We start from the raw sequence: 25372 nt of genomic DNA, 5'->3' as shown, positions 1-25372 counted from the left end.
GTCTCGCGAGCGGGCCGGTCGCCGCGGCCGGAGCACCTTCACGACCGCATCACGCGTCGGTCACATCGACTCGAGGAGGCGGTCGACACGCTCGTCGACGCTGCGGAAGGGGTCCTTGCAGAGCACGGTCCGCTGGGCCTGGTCGTTGAGCTTGAGGTGCACCCAGTCGACCGTGTAGTCGCGGCGGGCCTCCTGCGCCCGGCGCACGAAGTCACCGCGCAGCTTGGCCCGTGTGGTCTGGGGCGGGACCGCCGTCGCCTCGAAGACCTCGAGGTCGGACACCACCCGGTCGACCATCCCCCGCGCGGCGAGCAGGTTGTAGAGACCCTCGGTGCGGGAGATGTCGTGGTACGCCAGGTCGAGCCGCGCGACCCGGGGGTCGTCGAGCTCGAGCCCGTGCTTGGCCTGGTACCGCTCGATGAGCCGGAGCTTGATGACCCAGTCGAGCTCGCGGTCGACCAGGGAGAGGTCTCCGGAGCGGACCGCGTGCAGACCGCGCTCCCAGAGCTCGAGCACCTGCTTGATCACGGGGGTCTGCTCGACGTGCTCGGCCACGAAGGCCTGGACCCGCGCCAGGATCTCGTCCTGGATGTCGAGGGCCGTGGCCGTGCGGCCGTTCGCGAGCTGCACCGTCGCCGTGCCGCTCCGGTCGTGGCTGATCTCGCGGATGGCCCGCATGGGGTTCTCGAGCGCGATCTCACGCATCGGCACCCCTGCCTCGACCATCCGCAGCAGCAGGTCGGTCGCCCCGACCTTGAGCACGGTGGTGGGTTCGGCCATCGAGGAGTCCCCCACGATCACGTGCAGGCGACGGTAGGACTCGGCGTCGGCGTGGGGTTCGTCGCGCGTGTTGATGATCGGGCGGGACCGGGTGGTCGCGCTCGAGACCGACTCCCAGATGTGGTCCGCGCGCTGCGAGAGGCAGTACGTCGCCCCGCGCGGTGTCGGCAGCACCTTGCCTGCACCGGTCAGGACCTGCCGGGTGATGAGGAAGGGCACCAGGACGTCAGCCAGCCGCCCGAAGTCCCCCTGGCGCCGGACCAGGTAGTTCTCGTGGCAGCCGTAGGAGTTGCCGGCCGAGTCCGTGTTGTTCTTGAACAGGTGGATCCGGCCCGGGACCCCCTCGTGCTCGAGGCGCTCCTGGGCGTCGGCGACGAGCCCCTCGAGCACGCGCTCACCCCCGCGGTCGTGGGCCACGAGGTCGTACACGTCGTCGCACTCCGCGGTCGCGTACTCGGGGTGCGAGCCGACGTCGAGGTAGAGCCGCGAGCCGTTCCGCAGGAAGACGTTCGAGGACCGCCCCCAGGCGACCACCTTGCGGAACAGGTAGCGCGCGACCTCGTCGGCCGAGAGGCCACGCCCCTGGTCGACCGCACAGGTGACCCCGTACTCGGTCTCGAGCCCGAAGATCCGACGGTCCACGGCTCAGACCCGCTCGTCGGGCTGCGAGCCCTCGAGCAGCTCGGCGAGGGCCGGGGCCCCGAGCCGGCGGAAGGCACGGCGCGGCCGGTGCCGGTCCAGGACCGCGACCTCGAGCTGCCCCGGGTCGAGACGTCGCGGCTCACCCTCGGCCTGGGTGCCGAGCACGTCCACGGCCAGCCGCACCACCCCCGACAGGTCGAGACCGGGCTGCCACCCGGCCGAGAGCCGGTCGGCCAGCAGCTCTGCCTGCCCCCCCATGACGACGTGGTCGCGCTCGTCGGCGACCGAGCCGTCGTAGGACAGCCGGTAGATCTGGTCCTGCTCGGGCGAGGCACCGACCTCGGCGACCACGAGCTCCACCTCGAGGGGCTTGGACTCGGTGGTGAAGACCGTGCCGAGGGTCTGGGCGTACGCGTTGGCCAGTCCGCGGGCGTTGACGTCCGACCGGTCGTAGGAGTAGCCCCGGAGGTCGGCGTACCGCACCCCGGCGACCCGCAGGTTCTCGAACTCGTTGTACTTGCCGACCGCCGCGAAGGCGATGCGGTCGTAGATCTCGGAGACCTTGTGCAGGGCCCGCGACGGGTTCTCGGTCGCGAACGCGATGCCGTCGGCGTAGGCCAGGACGACCACCGAGCGACCCCGGGCGATGCCCTTGCGGGCGTAGTCCGCCCGGTCCTTCATCAGCTGCTCTGGTGAGACGTAGAAGGGCATGCTCATCGGGCCCCCCCTCCCCCGGGCTCGGTGGCTCGGCGGACGCCCTCGACCTCGACGTGAGCGGCAGCCAGCGCTGCGTCCTCGACGCGGTGGTACCCGCGGGCGGTAACGGTCGCGACCACCGGCCAGATGCGGCGGGTGGCGTCCGGGCCACCGGTCGCGGAGTCGTCGTCCGCGGCGTCGACCAGGGCGTGCACCGCGGTGCGTACGGCGTCGTGCTCGGCCATGCCCGCCCACCAGAGCTTCTTGAGCGAGCCTCGGGCGAAGACGGCCCCGGACCCGACGGCGTGGAAGTCGGTCTCCTCGTACCGCCCACCCGTGACGTCGTAGGAGAAGATGCGCCCGACCTCACGGGCCAGGTCGTAGCCCCCGAAGAGCGGCACCACCGCGAGGCCCTGCATCGCCAGGCCCAGGCTGCCGCGGATCATCGTCGCGAGCCGGTTGGCCTTGCCGTCGAGGGACAGCAGGCTGCCCTCGATCTTCTCGTAGTGCTCGAGCTCGAGCTGGAACAGCCGCACCAGCTCGAGGGCGAGACCGGCCGTGCCCGCGATGCCCACGGCCGAGTACTCGTCGGCCGGGAAGACCTTCTCGATGTGCCGGCTCGCGATCATCGACCCGGCCGTCGCCCGTCGGTCCCCCGCGAGCACGACGCCGCCGTCGAAGGCGAGGGCGACGATCGTCGTGGCGCTCGGGGAGGACGGCACCTCACCCGCGGGCAGCGTCCGCCCCGGGGGCAGCAGCGAGGGGTCGTGCCGGGCGAGGAAGTCCAGGAAGGAGGAGGTCCCCGGCGTGGTGAAGGTCTCAGGAAGCCGTCCGTGGTCGGGGCGCATCGGCACTCACTGCCCGCCCTTCTGCACGAACCCGCGCACGAAGGACTCGGCGTTGGACTCGAGCACCTCGTCGATCTCCTCGAGCAGGGAGTCGACCTCGGCGTCCCGGGCCTGGGCCGCCGGAGCGGCGGGGACGGGCTCGGGCTGGTCGGCCGGCTCCTCGTCCTCGCGACGGTGCTGGCGCTGGTCCTGACCGGCCATGGTGCCCTCCCGGTGCTGCGTCGATCCTGCCACGGGCACCGACAGGTGCCGTCCTTGACGATCCTAGGCGTTCAGCCCGCGCCGAGGCGCTCGACCAGCGCGGCCGCGTCCTCGCACTCCTCGAGGAGGGCGCCGACGTGCTCCTCGGTGCCGCGCCACGGGTCCCGCAGCGGGATCCGGCGCAGCGAGGGCAGGGAGGGCACGTCCAGCACGACCGAGTCCCAGCTCGCGGCCCGCACGGCCGCACCGAAGCGACGCACGACCGTGCCGCGGAAGTAGGCACGGGTGTCGGCCGGCGGCTGGTGGACCGCGCGGGCGACCTCCTCGTCGTCGGTCAGCCGCTCGACCGCCCCCGCCGCAGCGAGCCGGTGGTAGAGCCCGCGCTCGGGTCGCAGGTCCGACCACTGGATGTCCATCGCGGCGAGCCGGGGGTGGTCCCACGCGAGGTGGTCCCGGGTCCGCATCCCCTCGAGCAGCCGCAGCTTGGCGACCCACTCGACCTCGCGGGCACAGCTCCGGGGGTCCGTGCCGAGGCGCTCGAGCACCGAGTCCCAGCGGTCCAGGACGGCCTGGGTCTCGGCGTCCGGCCCGTCGCCCACGGCCGCTCGGACCGCCTCGAGGTACCCGCGCTGGATCTCCAGCGCCGTCATGCGGCGCCCGTCGGCGAGCTCCAGGGGGTGATGGAGGGTCAGGTCCCGGCTCACGGTCCGCACCGCACCGACCGGGTCCGCCAACCGCAGGGCCCGCAGCGGCTCGAGCACGGCAGGACGCTCGCGCCCGCTCTCGATCAGCCACAGCACGAGCGAGGTGGTGCCCAGCCGCAGCCATGTCGCCACCTCGAGGAGGGTCGCGTCCCCGAGGATCAGGTGCAGCCTGCGCCAGCGCGCGCGGTCGGCGTGCGGCTCGTCCCGGGTGTTGACGATGGGGCGCCGCAGGGTCGTCTCGAGCCCGACCTCGGCCTCGACGTAGTCCGCCCGCTGGCTGATCTGGAACCCGGCGTCACGGCCCGTCTGCCCGAGGCCCACCCGACCCGCCCCGGCGAAGACCTGCCGGGTCACGAGGAACGGCACGAGATGGCGCACGAGGTCCTCGAAAGGGACCTCGCGGTCGACGAGGTAGTTCTCGTGCATGCCGTACGAGGCACCCTTGCCGTCGACGTTGTTCTTGTACAGCACGACGTCGGGCATGGCCGGGTTCTGCGCGAGCAGCCGTACCGAGCGGAGGGCGACCTGCTCCCCCGCCTTGTCCCAGACCACCGCGGCGCGCGGGGAGGTCACCTCGGGCGAGGAGTACTCGGGGTGGGCGTGGTCGACGTACAGGCGAGCCCCGTTGGTCAGGACGGTGGTCGCTGCCCCGGGGTCCTCGTACTCGTCGGTCGCAGGCCGACGCACCGCGGTGCCCACGAGCTCTCCCGCCACCGAGCCCCCGGCGTCGGCGGTGTCGGGGCCGGCAGCGGCAGGCCGCGTGGGGTCGTCGGTGAGCATCGACGGGTGGGCCGAGGCGCGGTCCAGGCGGAAGCCCCGCGCGTCGGCCAGCGGGTCCTCGTCCTCGTAGTCCCACCGGGGGTGCCGCACGGCCGGCCCGGGGACCCCGCCCGACGGCCCGGCCTGCTCGCCCTCGGGCCCCAGGGCCGCGTAGGCCGCCACGACGTGGCTCGAGAGCAGCATCGGGTTGGCCCCCGGACGCCCTGGCTCGACCAGTCCGTACTCGGTCTCGATCCCCATCACCCGGCGCACGCTCACCGGGCCAGGCTAGTGCCGAGGTCCGACGCCGGCGGTGGGTGCCCGCCTGTCGAGGTCAGAGGTACTGGCCCGTCGGGCTCATCGTCTCGATCGTGCGCCCGCTCTCGGTCCCGCCCTTGCCCTGGACGATCGTGCGGATGAAGACGATCCGCTCACCCTTCTTGCCGGAGATCCGCGCCCAGTCGTCCGGGTTGGTCGTGTTCGGGAGGTCCTCGTTCTCCTTGAACTCGTCGACGCACGCGGCCAGCAGGTGGTCGACCCGGATGCCGCGACCACCGGTCGCCAGGAGCTCCTTGATCGCGGTCTTCTTGGCCCGGTCCACGACGTTCTGGATCATCGCTCCCGAGCTGAAGTCCTTGAAGTAGAGGACCTCCTTGTCCCCCGAGGCGTAGGTCACCTCGAGGAACTCGTTCTCCGCACACTCGGCGTACATCCGCTCGACGACGCTCTGGATCATGCCCTCGACGGTCGCCCCGGGGTCCCCGCCGTGCTCGGCGAGGTCGTCGGCGTGCAGCGGCAGGTCGGAGGTCAGGTACTTGCCGAAGATCTCGCGGGCCGCCTCGGCGTCGGGCCGTTCGATCTTGATCTTGACGTCCAGCCGACCGGGGCGCAGGATCGCCGGGTCGATCATGTCCTCACGGTTCGAGGCCCCGATGACGATGACGTTGTCGAGCCGCTCGACGCCGTCGATCTCGCTGAGCAGCTGCGGCACGATCGTCGTCTCGACGTCGCTCGACACACCGGTGCCGCGCGTGCGGAACAGCGACTCCATCTCGTCGAAGAAGACGACGACGGGGTTGCCCTGCGAGGCCTTCTCCCGGGCCCGCGCGAAGATCAGCCGGATGTGACGCTCGGTCTCCCCGACGTACTTGTTGAGCAGCTCAGGGCCCTTGACGTTGAGGAAGTAGCTCTTGGCCGCGGTGCCGTCGGCGCCCGTCCCGCCCCGGGTCTCGGCGAGGGACCGCGCGACCGCCTTGGCGATCAGCGTCTTGCCGCACCCGGGCGGCCCGTACAGGAGCACGCCCTTGGGGGGACGCAGCCCGTGCTCGCGGAAGAGCTCGGGGTGCAGGAACGGCAGCTCGACCGCATCGCGGATCTGGTCGATCTGAGACCCGAGGCCGCCGATGTCCGAGTAGTCGATGTCCGGGACCTCCTCGAGGACCAGCTCCTCGACCTCGGAGCGAGGGATCCGCTCGAAGACGAACCCGGTCCTGGTCTCGGCCGTCAGCGCGTCGCCGATCCGCACGGGCTCGTCCAGGACCGACCCGGCGAGCCGGACCACCCGCTCCTCGTCGGCCCGCCCGACCACCAGGGCACGGTCGTCACCCAGGAGCTCCTTGACCGTGACGATCTCACCGACGTTCTCGTAGCGGCCGGCCTCGACCACGGCCAGCGCCTCGTTGAGACGGACCTCCTGACCTGGGCGCAGGGCGTCGACGTCCACCCCGGGGACGGCCTGCACGTGCATCTTGCGACCTGAGGAGATGATCTCGACGGTGCCGTCCGGGCGTGCCTCGAGGAAGGTCGCGAAGGTCGCCGGAGGGCGCCCGAGCTCGTCGAGCTGACCCTGCAGCTCGACGATGCGGTCCCGGGCCTGGCGCAGCGCCTCGGCCAGGCGCTCGTTCTTGGCCGCGAGGGCCGCCGCCTCACGCGCGCCCTCGAGCGAGCGTCGCGGCGCGTCGTGGTCCGCGGGATGGGTCATGGAACCTCCTGGGCCGACGGGGCGACGTCCGGTCCCGGGCCGGGCCCGGGCGTCTGCCACGAGCCTAGGCGCGGCTGGGCGTGGTGTCAGGCCAGGTCGTCGGGCGTGGCGAGGTCCTCGGCCGCCCGCCCTGCCTGGTCGGCCTGCTCGGCCTGCTCCGGGGCGGCGCCCAGGTCCCGGCGCACCCGACGCACCTTCTTGTCCGAGACGGCGCGCTCGCCGAGGTCCTCGGGGGTCCACTCGACCTCGTCGACCGGGTACGAGCCCTTGGCCGGACGACGGCGCCGCTCGGGGACCGTCACGCCGTCGGCCATGCGTCGCGTGGACAGCAGGAAGCCGGTGTGCCCGATCATCCGGTGCTGGGGGCGGACGGCGAGGCCCTCGAGGTGCCAGCCCCGGACCATGGTCTCCCAGGCCTGGGGCTCGGTGAACCGGCCGTCGTCGCGCACGTCCTCGGCGAGGCGGGAGAGCTGGGTGGTGGTCGCGACGTACGCCACCAGGACGCCCCCCGGCGCGAGGGCCCCGGCCACGGCCTCGAGGTTCTCCCAGGGCGCGAGCATGTCCAGGACCACGCGGTCGACGCTGCCGAGGGCCTCGGCCTCGGGCAGCACGTCGCTCAGGTCCCCGATCGACAGGCGCCACGCCGGGTGCTGCCCCGCGAACAACCCCTCGACGTTGGCCCTCGCGATCGCGGCGAAGTCCTCACGACGCTCGATCGAGTGCAGGTGCCCGCCGTCGCCGACCGCCCGCAGCAGGGACATGGTGAGCGCGCCCGACCCCACCCCGGCCTCGACCACCCGGGCCCCGGGGTAGATGTCGGCCATCGCGACGATCTGCCCGGCGTCCTTGGGGTAGACCACCGCGGCTCCGCGGGGCATCGACAGGGTGTAGTCCGACAGCAGGGGCCGGACCGCGAGGTAGTCCACGTTGCCGGTGCTCGTGACCACCGAGCCCTCGGGGGCGCCGATGAGCTCGTCGTGCCGGAAGTAGCCCTTGTGCGTGTGGAAGGTGGCGCCCTCGGCCAGGGTGATCGTGTGGAGGCGGCCGCGTGGGTCGGTCAGCTGGACCCGGTCCCCGACCCGCAGCGGGCCGCGGCGCGCCTCGGCTCCGGTGGGCGTCGGACGGGGCTCGGAGGCAGGGACGACGGCAGGTCCGGAGGTGGTCACGACCGTCGAGTCTAGGCGCGCGCGGCGCGGCCCCGGCGCAGCGCGTCCACGACGTCCTGCGCGTGCAGCAGCCCGACGACCCGTCCGGCGGGGTCCAGGACCACCATCACCGGGGAGGTGCGCGCGGCGAGAGCGACGGCCTGCACCGCCGCGGACCCGGTCAGCGACCCGTCCACCGAGGACCCAGGGGGCAGCGGTACCGCGACGGCCGACAGGGGCGTCCCGGCACGCCGGCTGGCCGGGACCGAGCGGACCGCGTCGGCGTCGAGGTAGGCCCTCGGGCGACCGTCGGCACCCAGGACGACGGCCTCACCGGGGATCTGGACGTCGGCGAGGGTCGCCTCGGCGGTCACCACCGCCGTCGGGCGCATGAGGTGCCGCAGGGCCAGCGTCTCGACCGCACGATCGGCGTGCCCGGCCCGGACTGCCTGGTCCGCGCCGCTCCACAGGAAGGCACCGATGAGCGCGCCCCAGATGACCGAGGTCAGGGTCGGGGTCCGGCCCGCGACCAGGGGAACGAGCAGCACCCAGGCCAGGACGGCGACCGCGACCACGCGGCCGACCCACCCGGCCACGACGGTGCCGGTCGAGCGACGCCCTGTCGTGCGCCAGACGAGGGCCTCGAGCACCCGGCCCCCGTCCAGGGGAAGTCCTGGCACGAGGTTGAACACCCCCACGAAGCCGTTGGCCACGGCGGCGGCCGTCATGATCAGCGCCGCGAGCCCGCCCGGGGGAAGGACCTGCACCACGAGCCAGGCCGCGAGGCCCAGACCGAGGTTGACCGCGGGCCCCGCCGCCGCGACCAGGGCGCTCGAGGCGGGCGAGGGGGCTGCAGCGCCGAACTGGGTGTGCCCGCCGAGCAGGGTGATCGCCAGCTCACGGACCTCGATCCCCCGCCGCCGCGCCACCAGGGCGTGGGCCAGCTCGTGCAGGAACACCGAGACGAGCAGGAGGACCACGAAGCTCACGGCCACCACGTAGGCCCCGGCCCCGATCCCGGGGGCGATCCGGGCGACGGTGGGCCCGAAGAGCGCGACGAGGAGGACGGCGGCGACGGCCCAGCCCGGGGAGATGATCACCGGCGCCCCGGCCGCCGTGCCGACGACCCACCCGCGCGTACTGCCCGGTACCTGTGCTCGTGCCACGAGCGTCACCTTACGGTCCACAGGCTCCTGGCCCCTGCGCAGGGGTGTCGGCGGGGCGCCGTAGCCTGTGGGCGTGCTGCCGTCCTCCGAACCCGTGCCCGCCCCCGGCGACAGCCCTGGCCACCGTGCTGGTGCCGCCGCCAGCCCCGTCGCAGGGGCCGTGGTGGTACGTCCGCGCTCCGCCCCCGGCCTGTCGCCCTCACGGGCCAACGACTACCTGCAGTGCCCGCTGCTGTTCCGCTTCCGCGTGGTGGACCGCTTGCCCGAGCCGCCCAGCGCTGCCGCAGTGCGCGGCACCCTCGTCCACTCCGTCCTCGAGCGGCTCTTCGACGCCCCCGCGGGGCAGCGCACGGTCGAGGCTGCCCGGGCGCTGCTCGCGCCGTCGTGGGCCGACATGCTCGTCGAGCGCCCCGAGTGCTCCGAGGTGGTCGAGGAGGACGAGGGCCTGAGCGGCTGGTTCGGCGGGGCCGGTCAGCTGCTCGAGACGTACTTCACCCTCGAGGACCCGAACCGGCTCGAGCCCGCCGAGCGCGAGCTCAAGGTCTCGACCGAGCTCGAGGACGGGCTGCTGCTCCGTGGGGTGGTGGACCGGCTGGACGTCGCCCCCGACGGCGCGCTCCGGGTCGTCGACTACAAGACCGGGCGCTCGCCGCGCGCGGGCTACGAGGGCTCGGCGCTGTTCCAGATGCGGTTCTACGCCCTGGTCCTGGCCCGGCTGCGCGACCGGGTCCCGGCCATGCTCCAGCTCGTCTACCTCAAGGACGGGACGCTGCTGCGGCACGTGCCGACCCCGGCCGAGCTCGCCACGACCGAGAAGCGGGTCCAGGCCATCTGGGCGGGGATCCGTCGCACGGCCGAGGCCGGGAGCTGGGAGCCGCGCACCAGCCCTCTGTGCGGATGGTGCGCCCACCAGGCGATCTGCCCGGCCTTCGGGGGGACCCCGCCGCCGATCCCCGAGGGAGCCGTCGAGCTCAGCCTCGGCGTGCGTCCAGGTGGTCGATGACCTCACCGGTCAGCAGGCGCCCGAGGTCGGCCACGCTCACCTTGGCCAAGGAGTCGGTGCGGCTCAGGCCGGGCTGCTCGAGCACCGGGACGATGTGCTCGACCCCGAGGGTGCGCGCCCCCGAGGCGAGGGCCGAGGCGATGCCGGGCCGGGAGTCCTCGACCGCCACGCACCGCGTGATGTCGACGTCCAGGCGCGCGGCAGCCGTCAGGTAGGGCTCGGGGTGAGGCTTGCCGTGCTCGACCTCGTCCCCGGTGACGACCACCTGGAAGACGCCGGGCGGGGCCTGGGCGACGACCGCGTCGGCGAGCTCGCGGTAGGACATCGTCACGAGGGCGCACGGGATGCCCTCCGCCTGGAGCGCGAGCAGCATCTCGCGTGCGCCCGGCTGCCACACGACTCCCTGGGCGATCGCCGCGGCGACCCCGGCCACCAGGCGCTCGCCGATGCGCTCGAGCGGAAGGGTCACCCCGTGGTCCTGCAGGATCTGCGCGGCATCGGGTAGCGGCAGCCCGACCATCTGGAGCGCGTCCTGCGGGGTCCAGACCCCGCCGAACTCGACGACGAGGGTCTCCTCGGCCCCCATCCAGGCTGGTTCGGTGTCCACCAGGGTGCCGTCCATGTCCCACAGGACTGCTGCCGGGACCGGGCCGGTCCCGTCGGGAGGCGCGGCGGCTGGGGTCGGCGCCTCGTGGGCAGGTCGGTCGGAGCTCGGGGGCGTCACGGGGTGGGGCACGGTCGCAGTCTAGGTCGGGCGACGCACGCCCCGCGGCGCTCGAGGGTCGGTGACGCCGGAACGCCTAGGCTGGCGTCATGACCGATGCCCTGGGACGTGGTCCGCTGCGTGGACCGGTGATGCTCGCAGCCTTCGAGGGCTGGAACGACGCCGGCTCGGCCGCCACCCAATCGCTGATCCACCTGCACGAGGTCTGGGGCGCCGAGCAGGTCGACGAGCTCGACCCCGAGGAGTACCACGACTTCCAGGTGAACCGCCCGACGGTCGGCGTCGCCGAGGACGGCACCCGGCGCATCACCTGGCCCACCACCTCGATCGCCGTCGCCCCCTCCCCGGGCGAGGGCACGGTCGTGCTCGTGCACGGCATCGAGCCCTCGATGCGCTGGCGGACGTACTGCGCCGAGATCCTCGACGCCGCCGAGCGTCTCGGGGTACGCACCGTGGTCACCGTCGGCGCCCTGCTCGCGGACGTCCCGCACACCCGACCCATCCCGGTCACGGCCACCTCCGAGGACGGCAGCGTCCAGGACGACCTCGGGCTCGACGCGACCACCTACGAGGGCCCCACGGGCATCGTCGGGGTGCTGCAGCACGAGGCGGCGCGCCGCGGGATGCACGCCCTGTCCGTGTGGAGCGCGGTCCCCCACTACGTGGCGCACCCGCCCTCCCCCAAGGCGACCCTCGCCCTGCTGGCACGCATCGAGGAGCTCCTGGGCCGGCCGGTCCCGCTGGGCGACCTGCCTGAGGACGCCGAGGCCTGGCAGCACGGCGTCGACGAGCTCGCGGCGGAGGACGCCGAGATCGCCGAGTACGTCGCCCAGCTCGAGGAGGCCAAGGACACGGCCGACCTGCCCGAGGCCTCGGGCGAGGCGATCGCTCGGGAGTTCGAGCGCTACCTGCGGCGCCGCGACGGTGGACCCGCCACGGGCTGAGGGCACGCAGGCCAGGCCCCCGCAGAGACGGCCCCAGAACGGGACGTCTCAGAGCCGGACGCCGAGCAGGGCGTCGACCATGCGCGCGATGATCCCGGGGGCACCCTCGACGTCGCCGCCGACGCTCAAGGACGCGTCGGCCCAGGTGTCCACGGCCTGCAGGGCCGACGGGGCGTCGAGGTCGGCGGCCAGGGCAGCCCGGACGGCCGCGACCGTGCTGTCCGGGTCCGGACCGCCGTTGCCGGAGACCGCCGAGCGCCAGCGCTCGAGACGCTTCGTCGCCGTGGCGAGCACCTCGTCGTCCCAGTCCCAGTCGGTCCGGTAGTGGTGCGCGAGGACTCCGAGACGCACCGCCATCGGATCGACGCCGTCGGCCCGCAGCCGTGAGACCAGGACGAGGTTGCCGAGGGACTTGCTCATCTTCTCGCCGTCGAGGCCGACCATGCCGGCGTGCACGTGGCTGCGCGCCCCGAGGCCCCCGAGGGACCGCGCGTGGGCCGTGGACATCTCGTGGTGGGGGAAGCAGAGGTCCCTCCCTCCGCCCTGCACGTCGAACTCGCTGCCCAGGGCGTCCTCGGCGATGACCGTGCACTCGATGTGCCACCCGGGGCGACCGGTCCCGAGCGCTCCCCCGTCCCAGGACGGCTCACCGGGACGCTCGCGACGCCACAGGGCCGGGTCGAGGGGGTCACGCTTGCCCGACCGCTGGGGGTCTCCGCCCCGCTCGGCGAAGAGCCGGACGGTCTCGTCGTGGTCCAGGCCAGCGACCGAGCCGAAGTGCGGATCCACCGAGATGTCCGCGTAGACGTCACCCAGGTCGGGGTTCTCGCCGCCGGCGCCCTCCTCGACGGGGACGCGGTAGGCGAGCCCTTGGTCGAGGAGCTGGGCCACCGACCGGGCCACGAGCGGGATGGTCTCGACCGCTCCGAGGTAGGTGTGCGGCGGCAGGACGGCCAGGGCAGTCATGTCCTCGGCGAAGAGAGCTGTCTGCTCGGCCGCGAGCTCGTCCCAGGCCTGGCCGGTCTGCTTCGCCCGCTCGAGCAGCGGGTCGTCCACGTCGGTCACGTTCGAGGCGTAGCGGACCTCGAGGCCTGCGTCGAGCCAGGCCCGGTGCAGCAGGTCGAAGGCGATGTACGTGGCCGCGTGCCCCAGGTGCGTCGCGTCGTAGGGGGTGATCCCGCACACGTAGAGCCGGGCGACAGGACCCGGGGCCGCGACGACGAGGGCGTCGGTCGTGCTGTCGACGATGCGCACCTCCCCACCCTGACCGGGGATCTGCGGGACGTGGGGGGAAGGCCAGGTGAGCACCTGCGCAGCCTAGCCGCGCCGCGCCGGGATCACGTCCCGGCGCCACCCAGCGGCGTCAGGACCCCCGCCAGGAGCAGGACGACCACGACGACGGAGAGCCCGATCCGGTAGACGACGAACGGCTGGTAGCTGTAGGTCGAGACGACGTGCAGGAAGCCGATGATCACGGCGTACCCGCCGGCGAAGGCGACCACCGTCGCGAGGGCGATCGCCCCCAGGCCCGGGGTGCCGGGGCTGCCGAACTGGTCGAGGTTCGTGAAGAGCTGCTGGAACCCCGACCCGAGCACCGCGGGGATGGCGAGCAGGAACGAGTACCGGGCAGCGGCCTCCCGGGTGTAGCCCATGAGCAGCCCGGCCGTGATGGTGCCTCCGGAGCGCGAGACGCCCGGGACCAGCGCCATGGCCTGGGCCAGGCCGAACAGGATCGCGTGCTTGCCCGTCAGGCTCGTGAGCTGGCGCTCCTTGGCGCCGAAGCGGTCGGCGAGACCGAGGAAGATCGCGAAGACGGTCAGGCTGAGCGCGACCAGGTACAGGTTCCGGAAGGAGCTCGTGATGACGTCCTGGAAGGCCAGGCCCAGGACGACGATGGGCACCGAGCCCAGGGCGATCCACCAGCCCATCCGGGCGTCGGGGTCCCCCGCGCCGAGGCGCGACCTGCGGTCGGTCCCGTGGGCCCCGCTCACCGCGCGCCACCACGCGACGCAGATACGGGCGATGTCCTTGCGGAAGTAGAGGATCACGGCGGCCTCGGTGCCGATCTGCGTGACGGCCGTGAAAGCCGCCCCCGGGTCGCCGCCCCCCGGCAGCAGCTCGCCGACGATCCGCAGGTGGGCGCTCGAGGAGATCGGAAGGAACTCCGTCAGCGCCTGCACGAGTCCGAGCACGAGGGCTTCCCACCAGGTCATGGCGCGCAAGGCTACCGGCGTCGGAGCAGGACCGTGGACCGGTAGCCTGCACAGCCATGGAGGAGCGACTGCTCGGCGGCACGGGCCTACGGGTCTCATCCCTCGGCCTGGGAACCTTGACCTGGAGCCGGGACACCGACGAGCACGAGGCGGCCGAGCTGCTGCGCGACTTCGTCGACGCGGGCGGGACGCTGGTCGACACCGCGGCGCACTACGCGGACGGCGACGCCGAGCAGCTGGTGGGCAGCCTGCTCGGCACCGTCGTGGCGCGCGAGGACGTCGTGCTCTGCACCAAGGCCGGCGTGCGGCGCACCGAGCGCGGCGGGGTCGTGGACGCGTCACGAGGAGCCCTCCTGGACGGGCTCGACGCCTCCCTGGGACGCCTGGGCACGGACCACGTCGACCTGTGGCTCGTCCAGGCCCCCGATCCCCGGACACCCATGGTCGAGACCGTCGGTGCGCTCGAGCAGGCTCTCGCCTCGGGACGGGCCAGGTACGTCGGGCTGTCGAACCACCCGGGCTGGCAGACGGCGCGCGCCGCGACGCTGCTGGGCCCCGGTCGGCTGGCTGCGGTCGAGGTCGAGTACTCCCTGCTCGAGCGCGGCATCGAGCGCGAGGTCGTGCCCGCCGCGATCGACCTCGGCCTCGGCGTCCTGGCCTGGTCCCCGCTGGGCCGCGGTGTCCTCACCGGCAAGTACCGTCACGCCCTCCCGGCGGACTCCCGTGCGGCCTCCTCGCACCTCGCGGGGTTCGTCGAGCCCTATCTGGGCCGCACCGCCCTGCCGGTGGTCGAGGCCCTCGTGACGGCCGCCGAGGGGCTGGGCTGCACCCCTCTCGAGGTGGCACTGGCCTGGGTTCTCGGACGGCCTCAGGTGGCCTCGGCGGTGGTCGGGGCGCGGACCGCCCTGCAGCTGCGGGCCGCCCTCGGGACTGCCGTCGAGCTGCCCGCGGAGATCGTGCGGGCCCTGGACGAGATCAGCAGCCCGGCTGCGGGCTATCCCGAGCGTCGCTGAGCGGCGCGGGGCTGCCGCCCCCGGGCCGGTGGGCCCGGCCGCTCAGCGGTCCTCGTCACCGATCTCGGTGCCGTCCATCTCGTCGTCGTCGAGGTCGTCCTCGTCGATGTCGTCGGTGTCGTCGTCCTCGTCCGCGTCCTCGTCGGCCAGGTAGAAGGGCAGGGTCTCGCTGAACCCTCGGACGAGCGCGTCGTCGTAGGCCTCGAAGGCGTCGGCCAGGACGTCGTAGGCGTCGTCGACGGCCGGGTCGTCGTCGGTGCGTCGCGTGCTGACTGCGTGGTAGTGGGCCTCGAGCGAGGCGAGGAGGCGGTCGAGCGCGGCACGCGCATCTACGGTCATGTGCCGACCGTATCGCCGGGACGTGCACAATGGCACTCGAATCCGACCGGTCGGCTCGTGGAGGCAACGCTTGGGCACCAGGACAGCACGCACGCCCCGCGAGGGCTGGCGCACCCAGGGCTCGTACGAGTACCGGGTGGTGACGATCGGTCAGGAGACCAGCCGCAGCGACGCCCGCCGGCTGCTCACCGAGGAGGCCGAGTACGGGCGCTGGGAGCTCGCCCGCACCCGTCTCTACGCGGGGGGCGGTCGCAAGGTGTGGCTCCGTCGCAAGATCATCCGGGTCCAGAGCACGCTCTGACCCGCGAGCCGACAGGACCTGACGAGCCCGCGGGACACCAGGTCCTGAGGCGCGGCGGGGCTCTCAGCAGGTCGCGAGGAGCCGGTCGAGGACCCGCACGCCGAAGCGCAGGGACTCGACGGGCACCCGCTCGTCCACCCCGTGGAACATCGCCGAGAAGTCCAGCGAGGTCGGCAGCTGGAGCGGGGCGAACCCGTAGCCCCGGATCCCGAGGCGCGCGAGGGACTTGTTGTCCGTCCCCCCCGAGAGCGTGTACGGCAGCACGCTGGCCGCGGGGTCCTCGACCCGTAGGGCCGCGACCATCGCGTCGACCAGCCCGCCCGAGAACGGGGCCTCGAGGGCCACGTCGCGGTGCACGTCCTCGATCCGCACGTGCTCGCCCGCCAGTCGCTCGAGCACCGCTCGGGCCTCGTCCTCGAAGCCGGGCAGGAACCGGGTGTCGATCACGGCCTCGGCGCTGCCCGGGATGACGTTGGCCTTGTACCCGGCGCTCAGCTGCGTGGGGTTGGCGGTGTTCCGCGTGGTCGCCCCGACGAACCGCGCCGCGGGGCCCAGGGCGTGGACCAGCCGGTCGACGGACTGCTCGTCCTCGGGGTCGAAGGGCAGGCCGGTGAGGTCCGCGACCCCGGTGAGCAGGGCGTGCACGGTGGGCGTGAGCTGCAGCGGCCACGGGTGGGCGCCGATCCGTGCGACGGCGGCGGCGAGGTGGGTGACGGCGTTCTCGTGGTTGACCTGGGACCCGTGGCCGGCACGGCCGTCGGCGACGAGGCGGAGCCACCCGATGCCCTTCTCGGCGGTCTGCAGCAGGTAGGCGCGGTGCCCCCCCACCTCGACCGAGAACCCGCCGACCTCGCTGATCGCCTCGGTGGCCCCCTCGAAGAGGTCGGGGCGGTGGTCGACCGCGTACCGAGCGCCGTAGCGCCCACCCGCCTCCTCGTCGGCGAAGAAGGCCACGACGACGTCGCGCGCAGGTCGGCGTCCCTCCCGGGTCATCTGCCGCACGACCGCGAGGATCATCGCGTCCATGTCCTTCATGTCGACGGCGCCACGGCCCCAGAGCAGACCGTCGATCTCCTCGCCGCCGAAGGGGTCCACGCTCCAGTCGTCGGCGGCCGCGGGCACGACGTCGGTGTGGCCGTGCAGCACGAGGGCCTCGCGGGTGGCGTCGACGCCGGGCAGGCGGACCACCACGCTCGCGCGGCCGGGGGCCGACTCGAAGATCTCGGGGTCCAGGCCCACCTCCGTCAGGGAGGCCATGACGTACTCGGCCGCGGCGCGCTCCCCCGGGCCCGAGCCGTCTCCGTAGTTGGAGGTGTCGATCCGCAGCAGGTCCTGGCAGATCCGTGCGACCTCGTCCTGCGCCGTGGGGTGGTCGGCGCCCGCGGGGGCGGGGGCGGTCGGGGTGCGGGGGTCTCCGGTGGTCGTGGCCATGGGCGCCACGCTACCGGGCCCCGCGCCCCTCCCCACGCCCCGGAGCGGCGGGCGAGCGCGCCCCGCCGACGCTGGGCGGCCCTCAGCCCAGGCCGCGCCGGGCCAGGAGGGGCTCGATGCTCGGCTCCTGGCCGCGCAGCTCGCGGAAGGCGTCCATCGGGTCGCCCGACCCGCCACGGGCCAGCAGGACCCGACGGAAGCGGTCGCCGTTCTCCCGGCTCAGGCCGCCGTTCTCGGTGAACCACTCGACCGTGTCGGCGTCGAGCACCTCGGACCAGATGTAGGAGTAGTACGCCGCGGCGTACCCCCCGCCGAAGACGTGGTTGAAGTACGTCGTCCGGTAGCGCGGCGTCACCCCGTGCACGGCGATCCCCGCGACGTGCAACGACCGCGCCTCGAACTCCTCGACCTCGGAGACGTCGGTGGGCACCTCCTCGGGGGTCATCTGGTGCCAGGCCTGGTCCAGGAGGGCCGCGGCCAGGTACTCCGTGGTGGCGAAGCCCTCGTTGAACTGGCGCGAGGCGAGCATCGTCTCGACCCACTCCTCGGGCATCGGCTCACCCGTCTCGTGATGGACCGCGTAGCGCTGCAGCACGCTCGGCTCCCAGGCCCACATCTCGTTGACCTGCGACGGGTACTCCACGAAGTCTCGGGGCACCTCGGTCCCGGACTGCGAGGGGAGCCGCACGTCCGAGAGCAGGCCGTGCAGGGCGTGGCCGAACTCGTGGAACAGCGTGATGACCTCGTCCCAGGCCAGCAGCGTCGGCTCGCCCGCGGGGGGCTTGGGGATGTTGAGGTTGTTGACCACCACGGGTCGCTCCTCGAGGAGCGTGCTCTGGTCGACGAGGTTGTTCATCCACGCGCCCCCGCGCTTGGACTCGCGGGTGTACCAGTCGGCCAGGAAGAGGCCCAGGCCCGTCCCGTCGGCGTCGTGCACCTCGAAGACCCGGACGTCGGGGTGGTAGCCCGGCAGGTCCGGGCGGTCGGTGAAGGTGATCCCGTACAGCGCGGTCGCTGCGTGGAAGACGCCCTCCCGGACCACCCGCTCGAGCTCCAGGTAGGGCCGCAGGGCGGCGTCGTCCAGCGCGTAGCGCTCCTGGCGGAGGCGCTCGGCGTAGAAGGGCCAGTCCCAGGCCTCGAGGGTCGCGTCCGGCTCGTCGACCTGCAGCGCGGCCTCGAGGTCGGCCGCCTCGGCGCGGGCGTTGGCCGCCGCGGCCGGGGCCAGCCGTCCGAGGATCTCGTCGACCGCCTCGGTGGTGCGTGCGGTCGAGTCGGCTGCGACGTACGCCGCGTGGTGCTCGAAGCCGAGCAGCTCGGCCCGCCGGGCGCGCAGCCCGGCGAGCTCGAGCAGGGTCGTGCGAGTGTCATGGGCACCACCGTGGGCGCCGCGGGTCACCGAGGCCTCGTGCACCCGACGGCGGAGCCCGCGGTCGGTGAGCGCCGCGAGCACGGGCTGGGTGCTGAACAACGACAGCTCGAGCAGGTACCCGCTCTCGTGGCCGCGGTCCTGGGCAGCCTGGCGGGCTGCCGCGATCGTGCCCTCGGCGAGGCCGTCGAGCTCGGCACGGTCCTCGACGAGGACGGCAGCCGCGTTGGTGTCGGCGAGCAGGTGTCGGCCGAACGAGGTCTCGAGGCTCGTCAGACGCCCGTTGAGCTCGCGGATCTCGGCCTGGACCTCGGGGCGGGCCCCGGCGCCGGCGCGCTGCACGTCCAGGCGCAGGGTGTGCAGCAGCCATGCCGCGTCCGGTGCCAGCTCCTGGGTGCCGGCCTCGACCGCAGCGTGCAGCGCCTCGAGCCGGGTGTGGAGGCGGGGGTCGAGGTAGATCGCGTCGTGGTGGGCGGCCAGGCGGGGGGCGAGACGCTCCTCGAGCTCGTCGAGCTCGGGGCTGGCGTCGGCGCTCGTACGGTTGAAGAAGACCATCGACACACGGTCCAGCAGCGCACCGGACCGCTCGAGGGCGAGCAGGAGGTTCTCCTCGGTGGGATCCTCCGCAGAGCTGAGGATCGCCTCGACCTCGGCCCGCTCGGCGACCATCCCGGCCTCGAAGGCGGGCAGGTAGTGCTCGTCCCGGATCGCGGCGAAGTCGGGCAGCCCGTACGGCAGCGCGGAGGGCTGCGCGAACGGGTTCGTGGGATCGAGGGTCGCGGTCGTCATCGGGCCATCCTCTCGCGAGACGGCACCGGGTACCGACGCGAGGCGGCGATCGGCACGGCACGGCCGTCCGCCGGGGCCTCCGCGGGCCAGGGTTCTGCGGGCTGCCGAGGGTCGTCACGCAGCAACGTCGCGGCCCACGAGTCGATCCGCTCCCCCCGCTGCAGGCCGTGGGCGCGCAGGGTCCCCTCCACCTGGAAACCCAGCCGCCACGCGACTCGTCGTGAGGGCCAGTTCCCCACGTAGGCGTGCCACGTGAGGCGGACGAGATCCAGGTCGGCGAAGGCGTGCTCGACCACGATCGCCGCGGCCCGGGTCATCAGCCCCTGGCCGCGCGCCCAGGGGGCCGTCCAGTAGCCGAGCTCTGCCTCGCCGTCGGCGATCCCGTGCAGGCCCACCATGCCGAGCATCCCCCGGACCGGTGTCAGGTCAGCGGGTGCGTCCCCAGGTGTGCGCGTGGTGGCACGCCCCCGGAGGGCCCACACCTCGCTGGTGCCCTGCTCCCACCCCGGCAGGACCATGTCCCGCACGAAGCCCCGGGCGTGCTCACGGGTGTACGGGGCGGGGACCGTGGTCCACCGCGCGACCTCCGGGTCCTGGCAGGCCGCGGTGATGTCGTCGAGGTCCTCCTCGGTCGGCACCGTCAGCAGGAGTCGGTCGTCGCAGAGCTCGAGCATGCCGGTCACCCTAGGACGCGCTGCGCGGCGGCCGCAGGCGAATTCGGGGCGACCCGGTCGCCGAGGACCTCGGTCAGGTGAGGGCCTCGGCCCGCGCCGCGGCGCGCAGACCGTGGGCCTCGGCCACCCCGTGGTGCAGCAGGGCACCGGCGTGGGTGGTGAGACCGGCAGCCAGGGCAGGGTCCTCCTCGACCGCGCGTCGCCAGCCGGAGGAGGCCAGGGCCTGCAGGTAGGGCAGCGTCACCGCCGTGAGGGCGTGCGTCGAGGTCACGGGCACGACCCCGGGCATGTTGGCGACGCAGTACATGACGGAGCCGTGCACGGGGAAGGTCGGGTCGTCATGGGTCGTGGGTCGGGTGTCCTCGAAGCAGCCCCCCTGGTCGACGGCGACGTCGACCAGGACTGATCCTGCGCGCATGCGGCTCACGAGCTCGTTCGAGACCAGGTGCGGGGCCCTGCGGCCGGGCACCAGGACCGCGCCGATCACGAGGTCGGCGGCGAGGACCGCCCGCTCGATCGCGTAGGCGCTCGACGCCACCGTGCGGACCCTCCCCCCGTACGCGGCGTCGAGCTCCCGCAGGCGTGGCAGGTCCACGTCCAGGACGGTCACGTCCGCACGCAGCCCGACGGCGATGTCCGCGGCGTGACGGCCGGCGGTGCCACCCCCGATGACGACGACGCTGCCCGGGGCCACCCCGGGCACACCGCCCGGCAGCACCCCCCGTCCGCCGGCGCTCGACAGCAGGTGGTACGCGCCGACCTGCGTGGCCAGACGACCGGCGACCTCGCTCATCGGGGCGAGCAGCGGGAGCGACCCGTCGGGGGCCTCGACCGTCTCGTAGGCGATGGCCGTGGTGCCCGCGGCGAGGAGGGCGTCCGTGCAGGGACGGCTGGCGGCGAGGTGCAGGAAGGTGAAGAGGACCTGGTCGGCGCGCAGGTACTGGTACTCGCTCTCGACCGGCTCCTTGACCTTGCAGACGAGCTCGGCTGCCCAGGCGTCCTCGGCGGCAGGCACGATCCGGGCCCCGGCCGAGACGTACTCCTCGTCGTCCAGGGCCGAGCCTCGACCTGCGCCGCTCTGGACGAGCACCTCGTGCCCCGCCCCCACGAGGGCGTGGACACCCGCGGGGGTCAGCGCGACCCGATACTCGTGGTTCTTGACCTCGGACGGGACCCCGACCCTCATGCGCTCCTCCACTCGATGTCCATCTGGTGAGAATCGCACGTCGGGAGGTGCGAGGACAGTGCTGGACGCGGATGTCACGTGACCGCAACACGCGCGGCCGGTCGCCCCTCCGGCACGGCAGCCGACCGCACGTCCTGGTGGGATGGGTCCATGCAGATCTACCGCAAGGAACGAGCGACGGCACCCTCCGGGTTCTTCGCCTGCGAGGCCGCGGGCCTGCGGTGGCTCGCGGCCTCGGGCGGGGCCCGGGTGGTCGAGGTCCTGAGCGCTGACGTGCACGGCCTCGACCTCGAGGCCCTCGTCCCCACCTCACCGACCGTCGAGCACGCCCGGGAGCTGGGCCGCGGGCTCGCCCGGACCCACGCTGCCGGTGCCGCGGACTTCGGCTGCCCGCCCGAGGGCTGGGTGGGTGACGGCTTCTTCGGTCCGCTCTCGGACCCGTACCCGCTCACCCTGGGACGGTGGCCCCGCTGGGGCCTGGCCCACGCCGAGGGGCGCGTCCTGCCGCTCCGGGACCACCTCGACGCCCAGGGCGCCCTCGGCTCGAGTCTCGCAGGGCGCCTGGACAGGCTCACCGAGCGTCTGCGCGAGGGGCTCGGCGAGGACGACGACCCGCCGTCGCGGCTGCACGGGGACCTGTGGTCGGGGAACGTGATGTGGACCGCCCAGGGCGCGACCCTGATCGACCCTGCCGCGCACGGGGGTCACCGTCTGAGCGACCTCGCGATGCTCGAGCTCTTCGGGCTGCCCCACCTCGGGGAGGTGCTCGCCGCGTACGAGGAGGAGTGGCCGCTGCCCACCGGCTGGCGCGACCTCCTGGGGCTGCACCAGATCTACCCGGTGGGCATGCACGCCGTGCTGTTCGGCGGCTCCTACCGGGACCAGCTGGTCCGGCTCGTGGACCGCTACCTCTGACCGACCTGTCGTCGGGGGCACCGGGACGGCAGCCGGGCCGACCAGGGTCCCGGTCCGCCCACCCCGGGGGTAGACGGACCGGGACGTGGTCCTCAGGTCAGCGCTCGCGCACCGTGAGGGTCACGACGTCGCCGGCCTCGACCGTGCCCTCGGCCGGGTCCTGGTCGGTCACGATGTACTGCGTGGGGTCCTCGGCCGCGACGGCCGCGCCGTCGGCGTCGACGACCTCGATCTCGAGGCCGAGGGCGGCGAGGTTGCTCTGCGCGGTCTCGAGGATGAGCACGGTCACGTCAGGGACCTCGGTGGGGCCCTCCGCGACGTCCTCCTGCTGCTCCTGCTCCTGCTCCTGCGCAGGCTCGGTGGCCTCGTTCTCGGTCTCGTCGCTGCTGCACGCAGCGGTGAGGAGAACGACGCTCGCGGCCAGCGCCGCAGCGCCGACCCGGACAGATGCCTTCTTCACAAAGCCCTCCTGGGGCATGTCGACCTTGTGGGAGGGTCGCTGGTGGAACCGCTCCCCTGACGCGCCGAGGGACCCGTGAGCCCCCGCTCTCCCAGCTGTTCACCGGGGTCGGCTCCTGCCACGCTAGGCCGCCCGTCCCGGCGACCCCAGCGAATATCGGGACAGGAGCGACCGACGTCACAGCGACGCTCGTCACACCCCTGCTCAGCCGCGGGCCGACCCGTCACCGCACCTCGGCGCGCTCGGACCACCCGGCCGCCAGCAGAACCCCTCCGAGAGCGACAGGCGCCGGGAGGGCGAGCTGCACGGGCAGCACAGCCTCGGCGAGCTCCGGCCCGCCCATCCCCGCCCACATCCCCGGGGCCGCGTAGGGGAACCAGGCACCAGCACCGGCGACGGTGACCACCTGCGTCACCACGACGACCGCGAGGAGCACACCGATACCGGGCAGGTACCCGCGCAGCAGGTGGGCCGCTGTCCCGACGGGAAGGGCCAGGAGGACGGTCAGGAGCCCGACGAGGACCGCGCGACCCAGGGCGACCGTCGCGGCGTCGTCGAGCCCGCCGTGACCGAGGGCAGCGCCGGCCGCGAGACTGACGGCGAGGGTCGCGAGCAGGACGAGCACCCCCCACGCCACGAGGACCACGGCCTTGGCCACCGCGACCTCACGTCGTCGCACGGGCACCGCGTAGAGCCCGCCGATCGTCCCGTCGACGTGCTCGCGTCCGTAGACCCAGGCGGCCACGACCCCGGCAGACAGGAGCATCGCCACCGAGAGGATCTGACCGACCATCGCGAGCTGTGCCTCCCATCCCTCCCCGACGAGCATCGGGGCGACCTTGAGGGCGAGCTGGCTCGTGGGCGCAGCCTCGGCGGCGGCGATGAACCCCGTGGTGACCGTCGGCACGCCGAGCACGACGGCCAGGCCGGCGACCCGTGGAGCAGTCGCCCTGCGGAGCTTGAGGGTCTCGACCGCGAGAGCTGCGCGCATCACGTCCTCCTCGGTCCTGCGGGGTCGCCGGGCAGCTCGAGGTGCCCGTCGGCCTCGGCGCCGTAGACCATCGCGAAGAACGCGCGCTCGAGATCGGCACCGTCGGGGGGCAGGGTCCCGACCACCTGACCCCGGTGGAGCACCGTGATCCGGTCGGCGATCCGGGCCACCTCGTCGAGGTGGTGGCTCGAGACGAGCACGGCGGCACCGCGGCCGGCGGCGTCGAGGATCTCGCGCCGCACGACCAGCACCCCTGCGGGGTCGAGGGCGTTGCTGGGCTCGTCGAGCACCAGCAGTCCGGGGCGGTGGACCATCGCCGAGGCGAGACCGACCCGCTGCCGGTTGCCGAGCGAGAGGGTGCCGGTCCGGCGTCCCGACCAGTGGTCCAGGGCGAGGGCACCGATGATCTGCTGGCTCGCGGGTCCGGCCTCCGCAGCCGTGAGCCCGTGCAGCCGCGCCGCGCACCGGACCGTCTCGAGCACGGTCAGCTCGGCGTAGGTGAACGGCGTCTCCACGAGGTGCCCCACCGAGGCCCAGGCCGGGGGCCGCAGACGGCGGACGTCGACCAGTCCTGCGTCCCCGTCCCGCAGGCACGTCGTCCCGCTGTCGCACCGGAGCATGCCGAGCAGCAGGCGCATCAGGGTCGTCTTCCCAGCACCGTTCAGACCGACGAGGGCGTGCACCTCGCCGGCTCGCACGGTCAGGTCGAGGTCCTCGACCGCCACCTCGGCTCCGAAGGAGCGGGTCACCCCCCGGGCCTCGAGGACGACGTCCTGGGCGCTCACGGCACACCCTCCGCGATCGGCGGTGGGGCGAGCTGCCCGAGGGCCGAGCTGATCCGGTCGCCCAGCCCGCCCTCGCCCCCGGCCCCCCAGTCGAGCAGGGCAGCCATGAGCGCCCCGAGGCAGGCCCCGGCTGCCACCTGTGCCTCGAGGGGCGGCACCCCGTCCTCGACGAGAGCGTCCGCGAGCACGTCCTGGGTCCGTTGGTTGTTGGCCCAGGCCTTCGCCCGCAGGCCGTCGTGCCCGGCGACGAGGGCGACCCGGGCACGGGTCTCGTCCTCGCCCGGCTCGGGCAGGGTGCCCCATGCCATGAGCAGCGCACGGCGCACCCGCTCGAGCGGGCTGAGCGCCGCGGGCTGGGCACGCACCGCATCGCCCAGTACCGGGTCGTAGGGGTCGTCCAGGACCACGGCCTCCTTGGTCGGGAAGTACCGGAAGAAGGTCATGTGCGAGACCCCGGCCGCGGTAGCGACCTCCTCGACCGTGACGTGGTCGAAGCCTCGCTCGGTGAACAGCTGCAGCGCAGCGCCCTGGAGCGCTGCCCTGGTTCTCTCGGTGCGCGAGGTCACCCCACCATGTTAGTCACTAACATGGTGGAGGGCCAGGGCTTCCAGGCAAGCACCAGGCGAGGACCTCACCTGGCGGGGACCAGGGCACCCCCGCGTGGTGCCACCTGGGCGAGGACGTCCAGCAGGAGCCGGTTGAACACCCGGGGGGCGTGGGTGTTCACGTCGTGCCCCGCTCGGGGCACGACCGCACGGCGGATCCCGGGGAGCGCCGCGAGGTAGGCCCTCTCCCCCAGGCGGAGGGGGTCCCGGTGGCCGTTGACCAGCCACACGGGGACCACGCGGGCCTGCAACCGGCCGAGATCACCCAGCGAGGAGTGCTGCCCCATCGCACCGAGCATGTCCGCCACCACGGCCCACGAGGCCTGGCGGCCCAGCAGCCGTGCGATCGCCGAGGAGATGGTGCGATAGGCGGCGACGGGCTTGCCACGGATCTCGGTCGAGCAGCCCGACAGCACCAGGCCCGCGAGGGCCGTCTGCGTCCGCGCGGCGTAGGCCAGCGAGGTGTAGCCCCCCAACGAGAGGCCGACGAGCACCGGCGGCGACGCGCACGCCCGCACGGCCCGGTCGATGGTCTCGAGGGCACCGTCGAGGGTGAAGCGCTCGTGCGAGCGGGCTCCGTGACCCGGGAGATCCACCGCGACGGCCTCGTGCCCCGCAGCGCGGACCGCGTCGAGCTGACCGTGCCAGATGGCCGAGGACGTGCGGGTCCCGTGCACGAAGACGAGGGGGGTGATGGAGGCCTCCAGGGCG

Annotated in this window: 26 protein-coding genes; 5 read left to right on the top strand and 21 right to left on the bottom strand. The window is 73.5% G+C overall.

The window, feature by feature from the left end; all coding sequences use genetic code 11:
* Positions 1-60: 60 nt before the first annotated feature.
* The 8 genes from pafA to J4G33_RS00395 all read right to left on the bottom strand — a co-directional run bounded on the left by pafA (position 61) and on the right by J4G33_RS00395 (position 8922).
* Positions 61-1422: a Pup--protein ligase gene (gene pafA / locus J4G33_RS00430; RefSeq protein ID WP_208053934.1), complete on the bottom strand. Its 1362-nt coding sequence runs from the start codon at positions 1420-1422 to the stop codon at positions 61-63.
* 3 nt (positions 1423-1425) lie between these two features.
* Positions 1426-2139 (bottom strand): proteasome subunit alpha, encoded by a 714-nt coding sequence (gene prcA / locus J4G33_RS00425; protein ID WP_208053933.1) that lies wholly within the window; start codon positions 2137-2139, stop codon positions 1426-1428.
* Positions 2136-2966 (bottom strand): proteasome subunit beta, encoded by an 831-nt coding sequence (prcB, locus tag J4G33_RS00420; protein WP_208053932.1) that lies wholly within the window; start codon positions 2964-2966, stop codon positions 2136-2138. The genes prcA and prcB overlap by 4 nt, the downstream gene beginning before the upstream one ends.
* Positions 2967-2972: 6 nt before the next feature.
* Positions 2973-3167 carry a ubiquitin-like protein Pup gene (locus tag J4G33_RS00415; RefSeq protein ID WP_208053931.1) on the bottom strand — a complete coding sequence of 65 codons (195 nt, stop codon included), beginning with the start codon at positions 3165-3167 and terminating at the stop codon, positions 2973-2975.
* Positions 3168-3238: 71 nt separating this feature from the next.
* Positions 3239-4909 carry a depupylase/deamidase Dop gene (gene dop / locus J4G33_RS00410; RefSeq protein ID WP_372434934.1) on the bottom strand — a complete coding sequence of 557 codons (1671 nt, stop codon included), beginning with the start codon at positions 4907-4909 and terminating at the stop codon, positions 3239-3241.
* 55 nt (positions 4910-4964) lie between these two features.
* Positions 4965-6611 carry a proteasome ATPase gene (arc, locus tag J4G33_RS00405; protein ID WP_208053930.1) on the bottom strand — a complete coding sequence of 549 codons (1647 nt, stop codon included), beginning with the start codon at positions 6609-6611 and terminating at the stop codon, positions 4965-4967.
* Positions 6612-6697: 86 nt separating this feature from the next.
* Positions 6698-7777, bottom strand: coding sequence for a tRNA (adenine-N1)-methyltransferase (locus tag J4G33_RS00400; protein WP_208053929.1), 1080 nt, complete (start codon positions 7775-7777; stop codon positions 6698-6700).
* An 11-nt stretch (positions 7778-7788) separates the two neighbouring features.
* Positions 7789-8922: a site-2 protease family protein gene (locus J4G33_RS00395; RefSeq protein ID WP_208053928.1), complete on the bottom strand. Its 1134-nt coding sequence runs from the start codon at positions 8920-8922 to the stop codon at positions 7789-7791.
* Between the two features lie 76 nt (positions 8923-8998).
* On the opposite strand from J4G33_RS00395, the gene J4G33_RS00390 reads away from it, so the two are divergent.
* Entirely contained in the window at positions 8999-9925 is a 927-nt protein-coding gene (locus J4G33_RS00390; protein WP_372434950.1) for a RecB family exonuclease, read from the top strand.
* Here J4G33_RS00390 and J4G33_RS00385 read toward each other — a convergent pair.
* Positions 9894-10661, bottom strand: coding sequence for an HAD family hydrolase (locus J4G33_RS00385; protein ID WP_307793611.1), 768 nt, complete (start codon positions 10659-10661; stop codon positions 9894-9896). The genes J4G33_RS00390 and J4G33_RS00385 overlap by 32 nt on opposite strands.
* 77 nt (positions 10662-10738) lie before the next feature.
* Here J4G33_RS00385 and J4G33_RS00380 point away from each other — a divergent pair, with 77 nt between their 5' ends.
* Positions 10739-11593 carry a PAC2 family protein gene (locus tag J4G33_RS00380; RefSeq protein ID WP_208053927.1) on the top strand — a complete coding sequence of 285 codons (855 nt, stop codon included), beginning with the start codon at positions 10739-10741 and terminating at the stop codon, positions 11591-11593.
* A gap of 48 nt (positions 11594-11641) precedes the next feature.
* On the opposite strand, the gene mshC is transcribed toward J4G33_RS00380, so the two are convergent.
* Together mshC and uppP are read right to left on the bottom strand one after the other, a co-directional pair.
* Positions 11642-12901, bottom strand: a complete 1260-nt coding sequence (mshC, locus tag J4G33_RS00375) for a cysteine--1-D-myo-inosityl 2-amino-2-deoxy-alpha-D-glucopyranoside ligase (RefSeq protein ID WP_208053926.1) — start codon at positions 12899-12901, stop codon at positions 11642-11644.
* 29 nt (positions 12902-12930) lie between these two features.
* The gene (gene uppP / locus J4G33_RS00370) at positions 12931-13806 is read right to left on the bottom strand and encodes an undecaprenyl-diphosphatase UppP (RefSeq protein WP_208053925.1); all 876 of its coding nucleotides are present in this window, start codon (positions 13804-13806) and stop codon (positions 12931-12933) included.
* Between the two features lie 56 nt (positions 13807-13862).
* Here uppP and J4G33_RS00365 point away from each other — a divergent pair, with 56 nt between their 5' ends.
* Complete coding sequence (locus J4G33_RS00365) at positions 13863-14819, top strand: aldo/keto reductase (RefSeq protein WP_208053924.1); 957 nt, start codon at positions 13863-13865, stop codon at positions 14817-14819.
* 42 nt (positions 14820-14861) lie between these two features.
* Here the strand turns inward: J4G33_RS00365 and J4G33_RS00360 are convergent, their stop codons facing one another.
* A complete protein-coding gene (locus J4G33_RS00360) occupies positions 14862-15158 on the bottom strand; it encodes a primosomal protein (RefSeq protein WP_208053923.1) in 297 nt (98 codons plus the stop codon).
* Positions 15159-15228: 70 nt separating this feature from the next.
* Here J4G33_RS00360 and J4G33_RS00355 point away from each other — a divergent pair, with 70 nt between their 5' ends.
* Positions 15229-15459, top strand: a complete 231-nt coding sequence (locus J4G33_RS00355; RefSeq protein ID WP_208053922.1) for a DUF5703 family protein — start codon at positions 15229-15231, stop codon at positions 15457-15459.
* 63 nt (positions 15460-15522) lie between these two features.
* Here the strand turns inward: J4G33_RS00355 and J4G33_RS00350 are convergent, their stop codons facing one another.
* The 4 genes from J4G33_RS00350 to ald all read right to left on the bottom strand — a co-directional run bounded on the left by J4G33_RS00350 (position 15523) and on the right by ald (position 20905).
* On the bottom strand, positions 15523-16890 hold the full coding sequence (locus J4G33_RS00350; protein WP_208053921.1) for a M20/M25/M40 family metallo-hydrolase: 1368 nt from the start codon (positions 16888-16890) through the stop codon (positions 15523-15525).
* A gap of 82 nt (positions 16891-16972) precedes the next feature.
* Positions 16973-19045 carry a M3 family metallopeptidase gene (locus J4G33_RS00345; RefSeq protein WP_208053920.1) on the bottom strand — a complete coding sequence of 691 codons (2073 nt, stop codon included), beginning with the start codon at positions 19043-19045 and terminating at the stop codon, positions 16973-16975.
* Positions 19042-19719, bottom strand: coding sequence for a GNAT family N-acetyltransferase (locus J4G33_RS00340; RefSeq protein WP_208053919.1), 678 nt, complete (start codon positions 19717-19719; stop codon positions 19042-19044). Before J4G33_RS00340 ends, J4G33_RS00345 begins: the two co-directional genes overlap by 4 nt.
* A 73-nt stretch (positions 19720-19792) precedes the next feature.
* Positions 19793-20905, bottom strand: a complete 1113-nt coding sequence (gene ald / locus J4G33_RS00335) for an alanine dehydrogenase (RefSeq protein ID WP_208053918.1) — start codon at positions 20903-20905, stop codon at positions 19793-19795.
* Positions 20906-21055: 150 nt separating this feature from the next.
* Between ald and J4G33_RS00330 the strand changes: the two genes are divergently transcribed.
* Entirely contained in the window at positions 21056-21820 is a 765-nt protein-coding gene (locus J4G33_RS00330; RefSeq protein ID WP_208053917.1) for a fructosamine kinase family protein, read from the top strand.
* A 97-nt stretch (positions 21821-21917) separates the two neighbouring features.
* Here the strand turns inward: J4G33_RS00330 and J4G33_RS00325 are convergent, their stop codons facing one another.
* From J4G33_RS00325 to J4G33_RS00305, 5 genes are all read right to left on the bottom strand, one after another.
* Positions 21918-22280: a PASTA domain-containing protein gene (locus J4G33_RS00325; protein WP_208053916.1), complete on the bottom strand. Its 363-nt coding sequence runs from the start codon at positions 22278-22280 to the stop codon at positions 21918-21920.
* Between the two features lie 223 nt (positions 22281-22503).
* Positions 22504-23271, bottom strand: a complete 768-nt coding sequence (locus J4G33_RS00320) for an ABC transporter permease (protein ID WP_208053915.1) — start codon at positions 23269-23271, stop codon at positions 22504-22506.
* Positions 23271-24056 carry an ABC transporter ATP-binding protein gene (locus J4G33_RS00315; protein WP_208053914.1) on the bottom strand — a complete coding sequence of 262 codons (786 nt, stop codon included), beginning with the start codon at positions 24054-24056 and terminating at the stop codon, positions 23271-23273. Before J4G33_RS00315 ends, J4G33_RS00320 begins: the two co-directional genes overlap by 1 nt.
* A complete protein-coding gene (locus J4G33_RS00310; protein WP_208053913.1) occupies positions 24053-24622 on the bottom strand; it encodes a TetR family transcriptional regulator in 570 nt (189 codons plus the stop codon). The genes J4G33_RS00315 and J4G33_RS00310 overlap by 4 nt, the downstream gene beginning before the upstream one ends.
* A gap of 65 nt (positions 24623-24687) precedes the next feature.
* The gene (locus tag J4G33_RS00305) at positions 24688-25338 is read right to left on the bottom strand and encodes an alpha/beta fold hydrolase (protein WP_307793608.1); all 651 of its coding nucleotides are present in this window, start codon (positions 25336-25338) and stop codon (positions 24688-24690) included.
* Positions 25339-25372: the final 34 nt, after the last annotated feature.

The sequence above is a fragment of the Actinotalea soli genome, assembly GCF_017565425.1.
Lineage (GTDB): Bacteria > Actinomycetota > Actinomycetes > Actinomycetales > Cellulomonadaceae > Actinotalea > Actinotalea soli.
The sequence above is the reverse complement of the archived record's forward strand: the minus strand, read 5'-3'. Positions and strand labels throughout refer to the sequence as shown.

Coding starts and splice junctions, on each gene's coding strand:
- J4G33_RS00345 (WP_208053920.1), bottom strand. CDS start 19,045: ATGACGACCGCGACCCTCGATCCCACGAACCCGTTCGCGCAGCCCTCC.
- uppP (WP_208053925.1), bottom strand. CDS start 13,806: ATGACCTGGTGGGAAGCCCTCGTGCTCGGACTCGTGCAGGCGCTGACG.
- prcA (WP_208053933.1), bottom strand. CDS start 2,139: ATGAGCATGCCCTTCTACGTCTCACCAGAGCAGCTGATGAAGGACCGG.
- ald (WP_208053918.1), bottom strand. CDS start 20,905: ATGAGGGTCGGGGTCCCGTCCGAGGTCAAGAACCACGAGTATCGGGTC.
- J4G33_RS00415 (WP_208053931.1), bottom strand. CDS start 3,167: ATGGCCGGTCAGGACCAGCGCCAGCACCGTCGCGAGGACGAGGAGCCG.
- J4G33_RS00340 (WP_208053919.1), bottom strand. CDS start 19,719: ATGCTCGAGCTCTGCGACGACCGACTCCTGCTGACGGTGCCGACCGAG.
- J4G33_RS00330 (WP_208053917.1), top strand. CDS start 21,056: ATGCAGATCTACCGCAAGGAACGAGCGACGGCACCCTCCGGGTTCTTC.
- J4G33_RS00380 (WP_208053927.1), top strand. CDS start 10,739: ATGACCGATGCCCTGGGACGTGGTCCGCTGCGTGGACCGGTGATGCTC.
- arc (WP_208053930.1), bottom strand. CDS start 6,611: ATGACCCATCCCGCGGACCACGACGCGCCGCGACGCTCGCTCGAGGGC.
- J4G33_RS00350 (WP_208053921.1), bottom strand. CDS start 16,890: ATGGCCACGACCACCGGAGACCCCCGCACCCCGACCGCCCCCGCCCCC.
- J4G33_RS00365 (WP_208053924.1), top strand. CDS start 13,863: ATGGAGGAGCGACTGCTCGGCGGCACGGGCCTACGGGTCTCATCCCTC.
- J4G33_RS00360 (WP_208053923.1), bottom strand. CDS start 15,158: ATGACCGTAGATGCGCGTGCCGCGCTCGACCGCCTCCTCGCCTCGCTC.
- J4G33_RS00320 (WP_208053915.1), bottom strand. CDS start 23,271: ATGCGCGCAGCTCTCGCGGTCGAGACCCTCAAGCTCCGCAGGGCGACT.
- prcB (WP_208053932.1), bottom strand. CDS start 2,966: ATGCGCCCCGACCACGGACGGCTTCCTGAGACCTTCACCACGCCGGGG.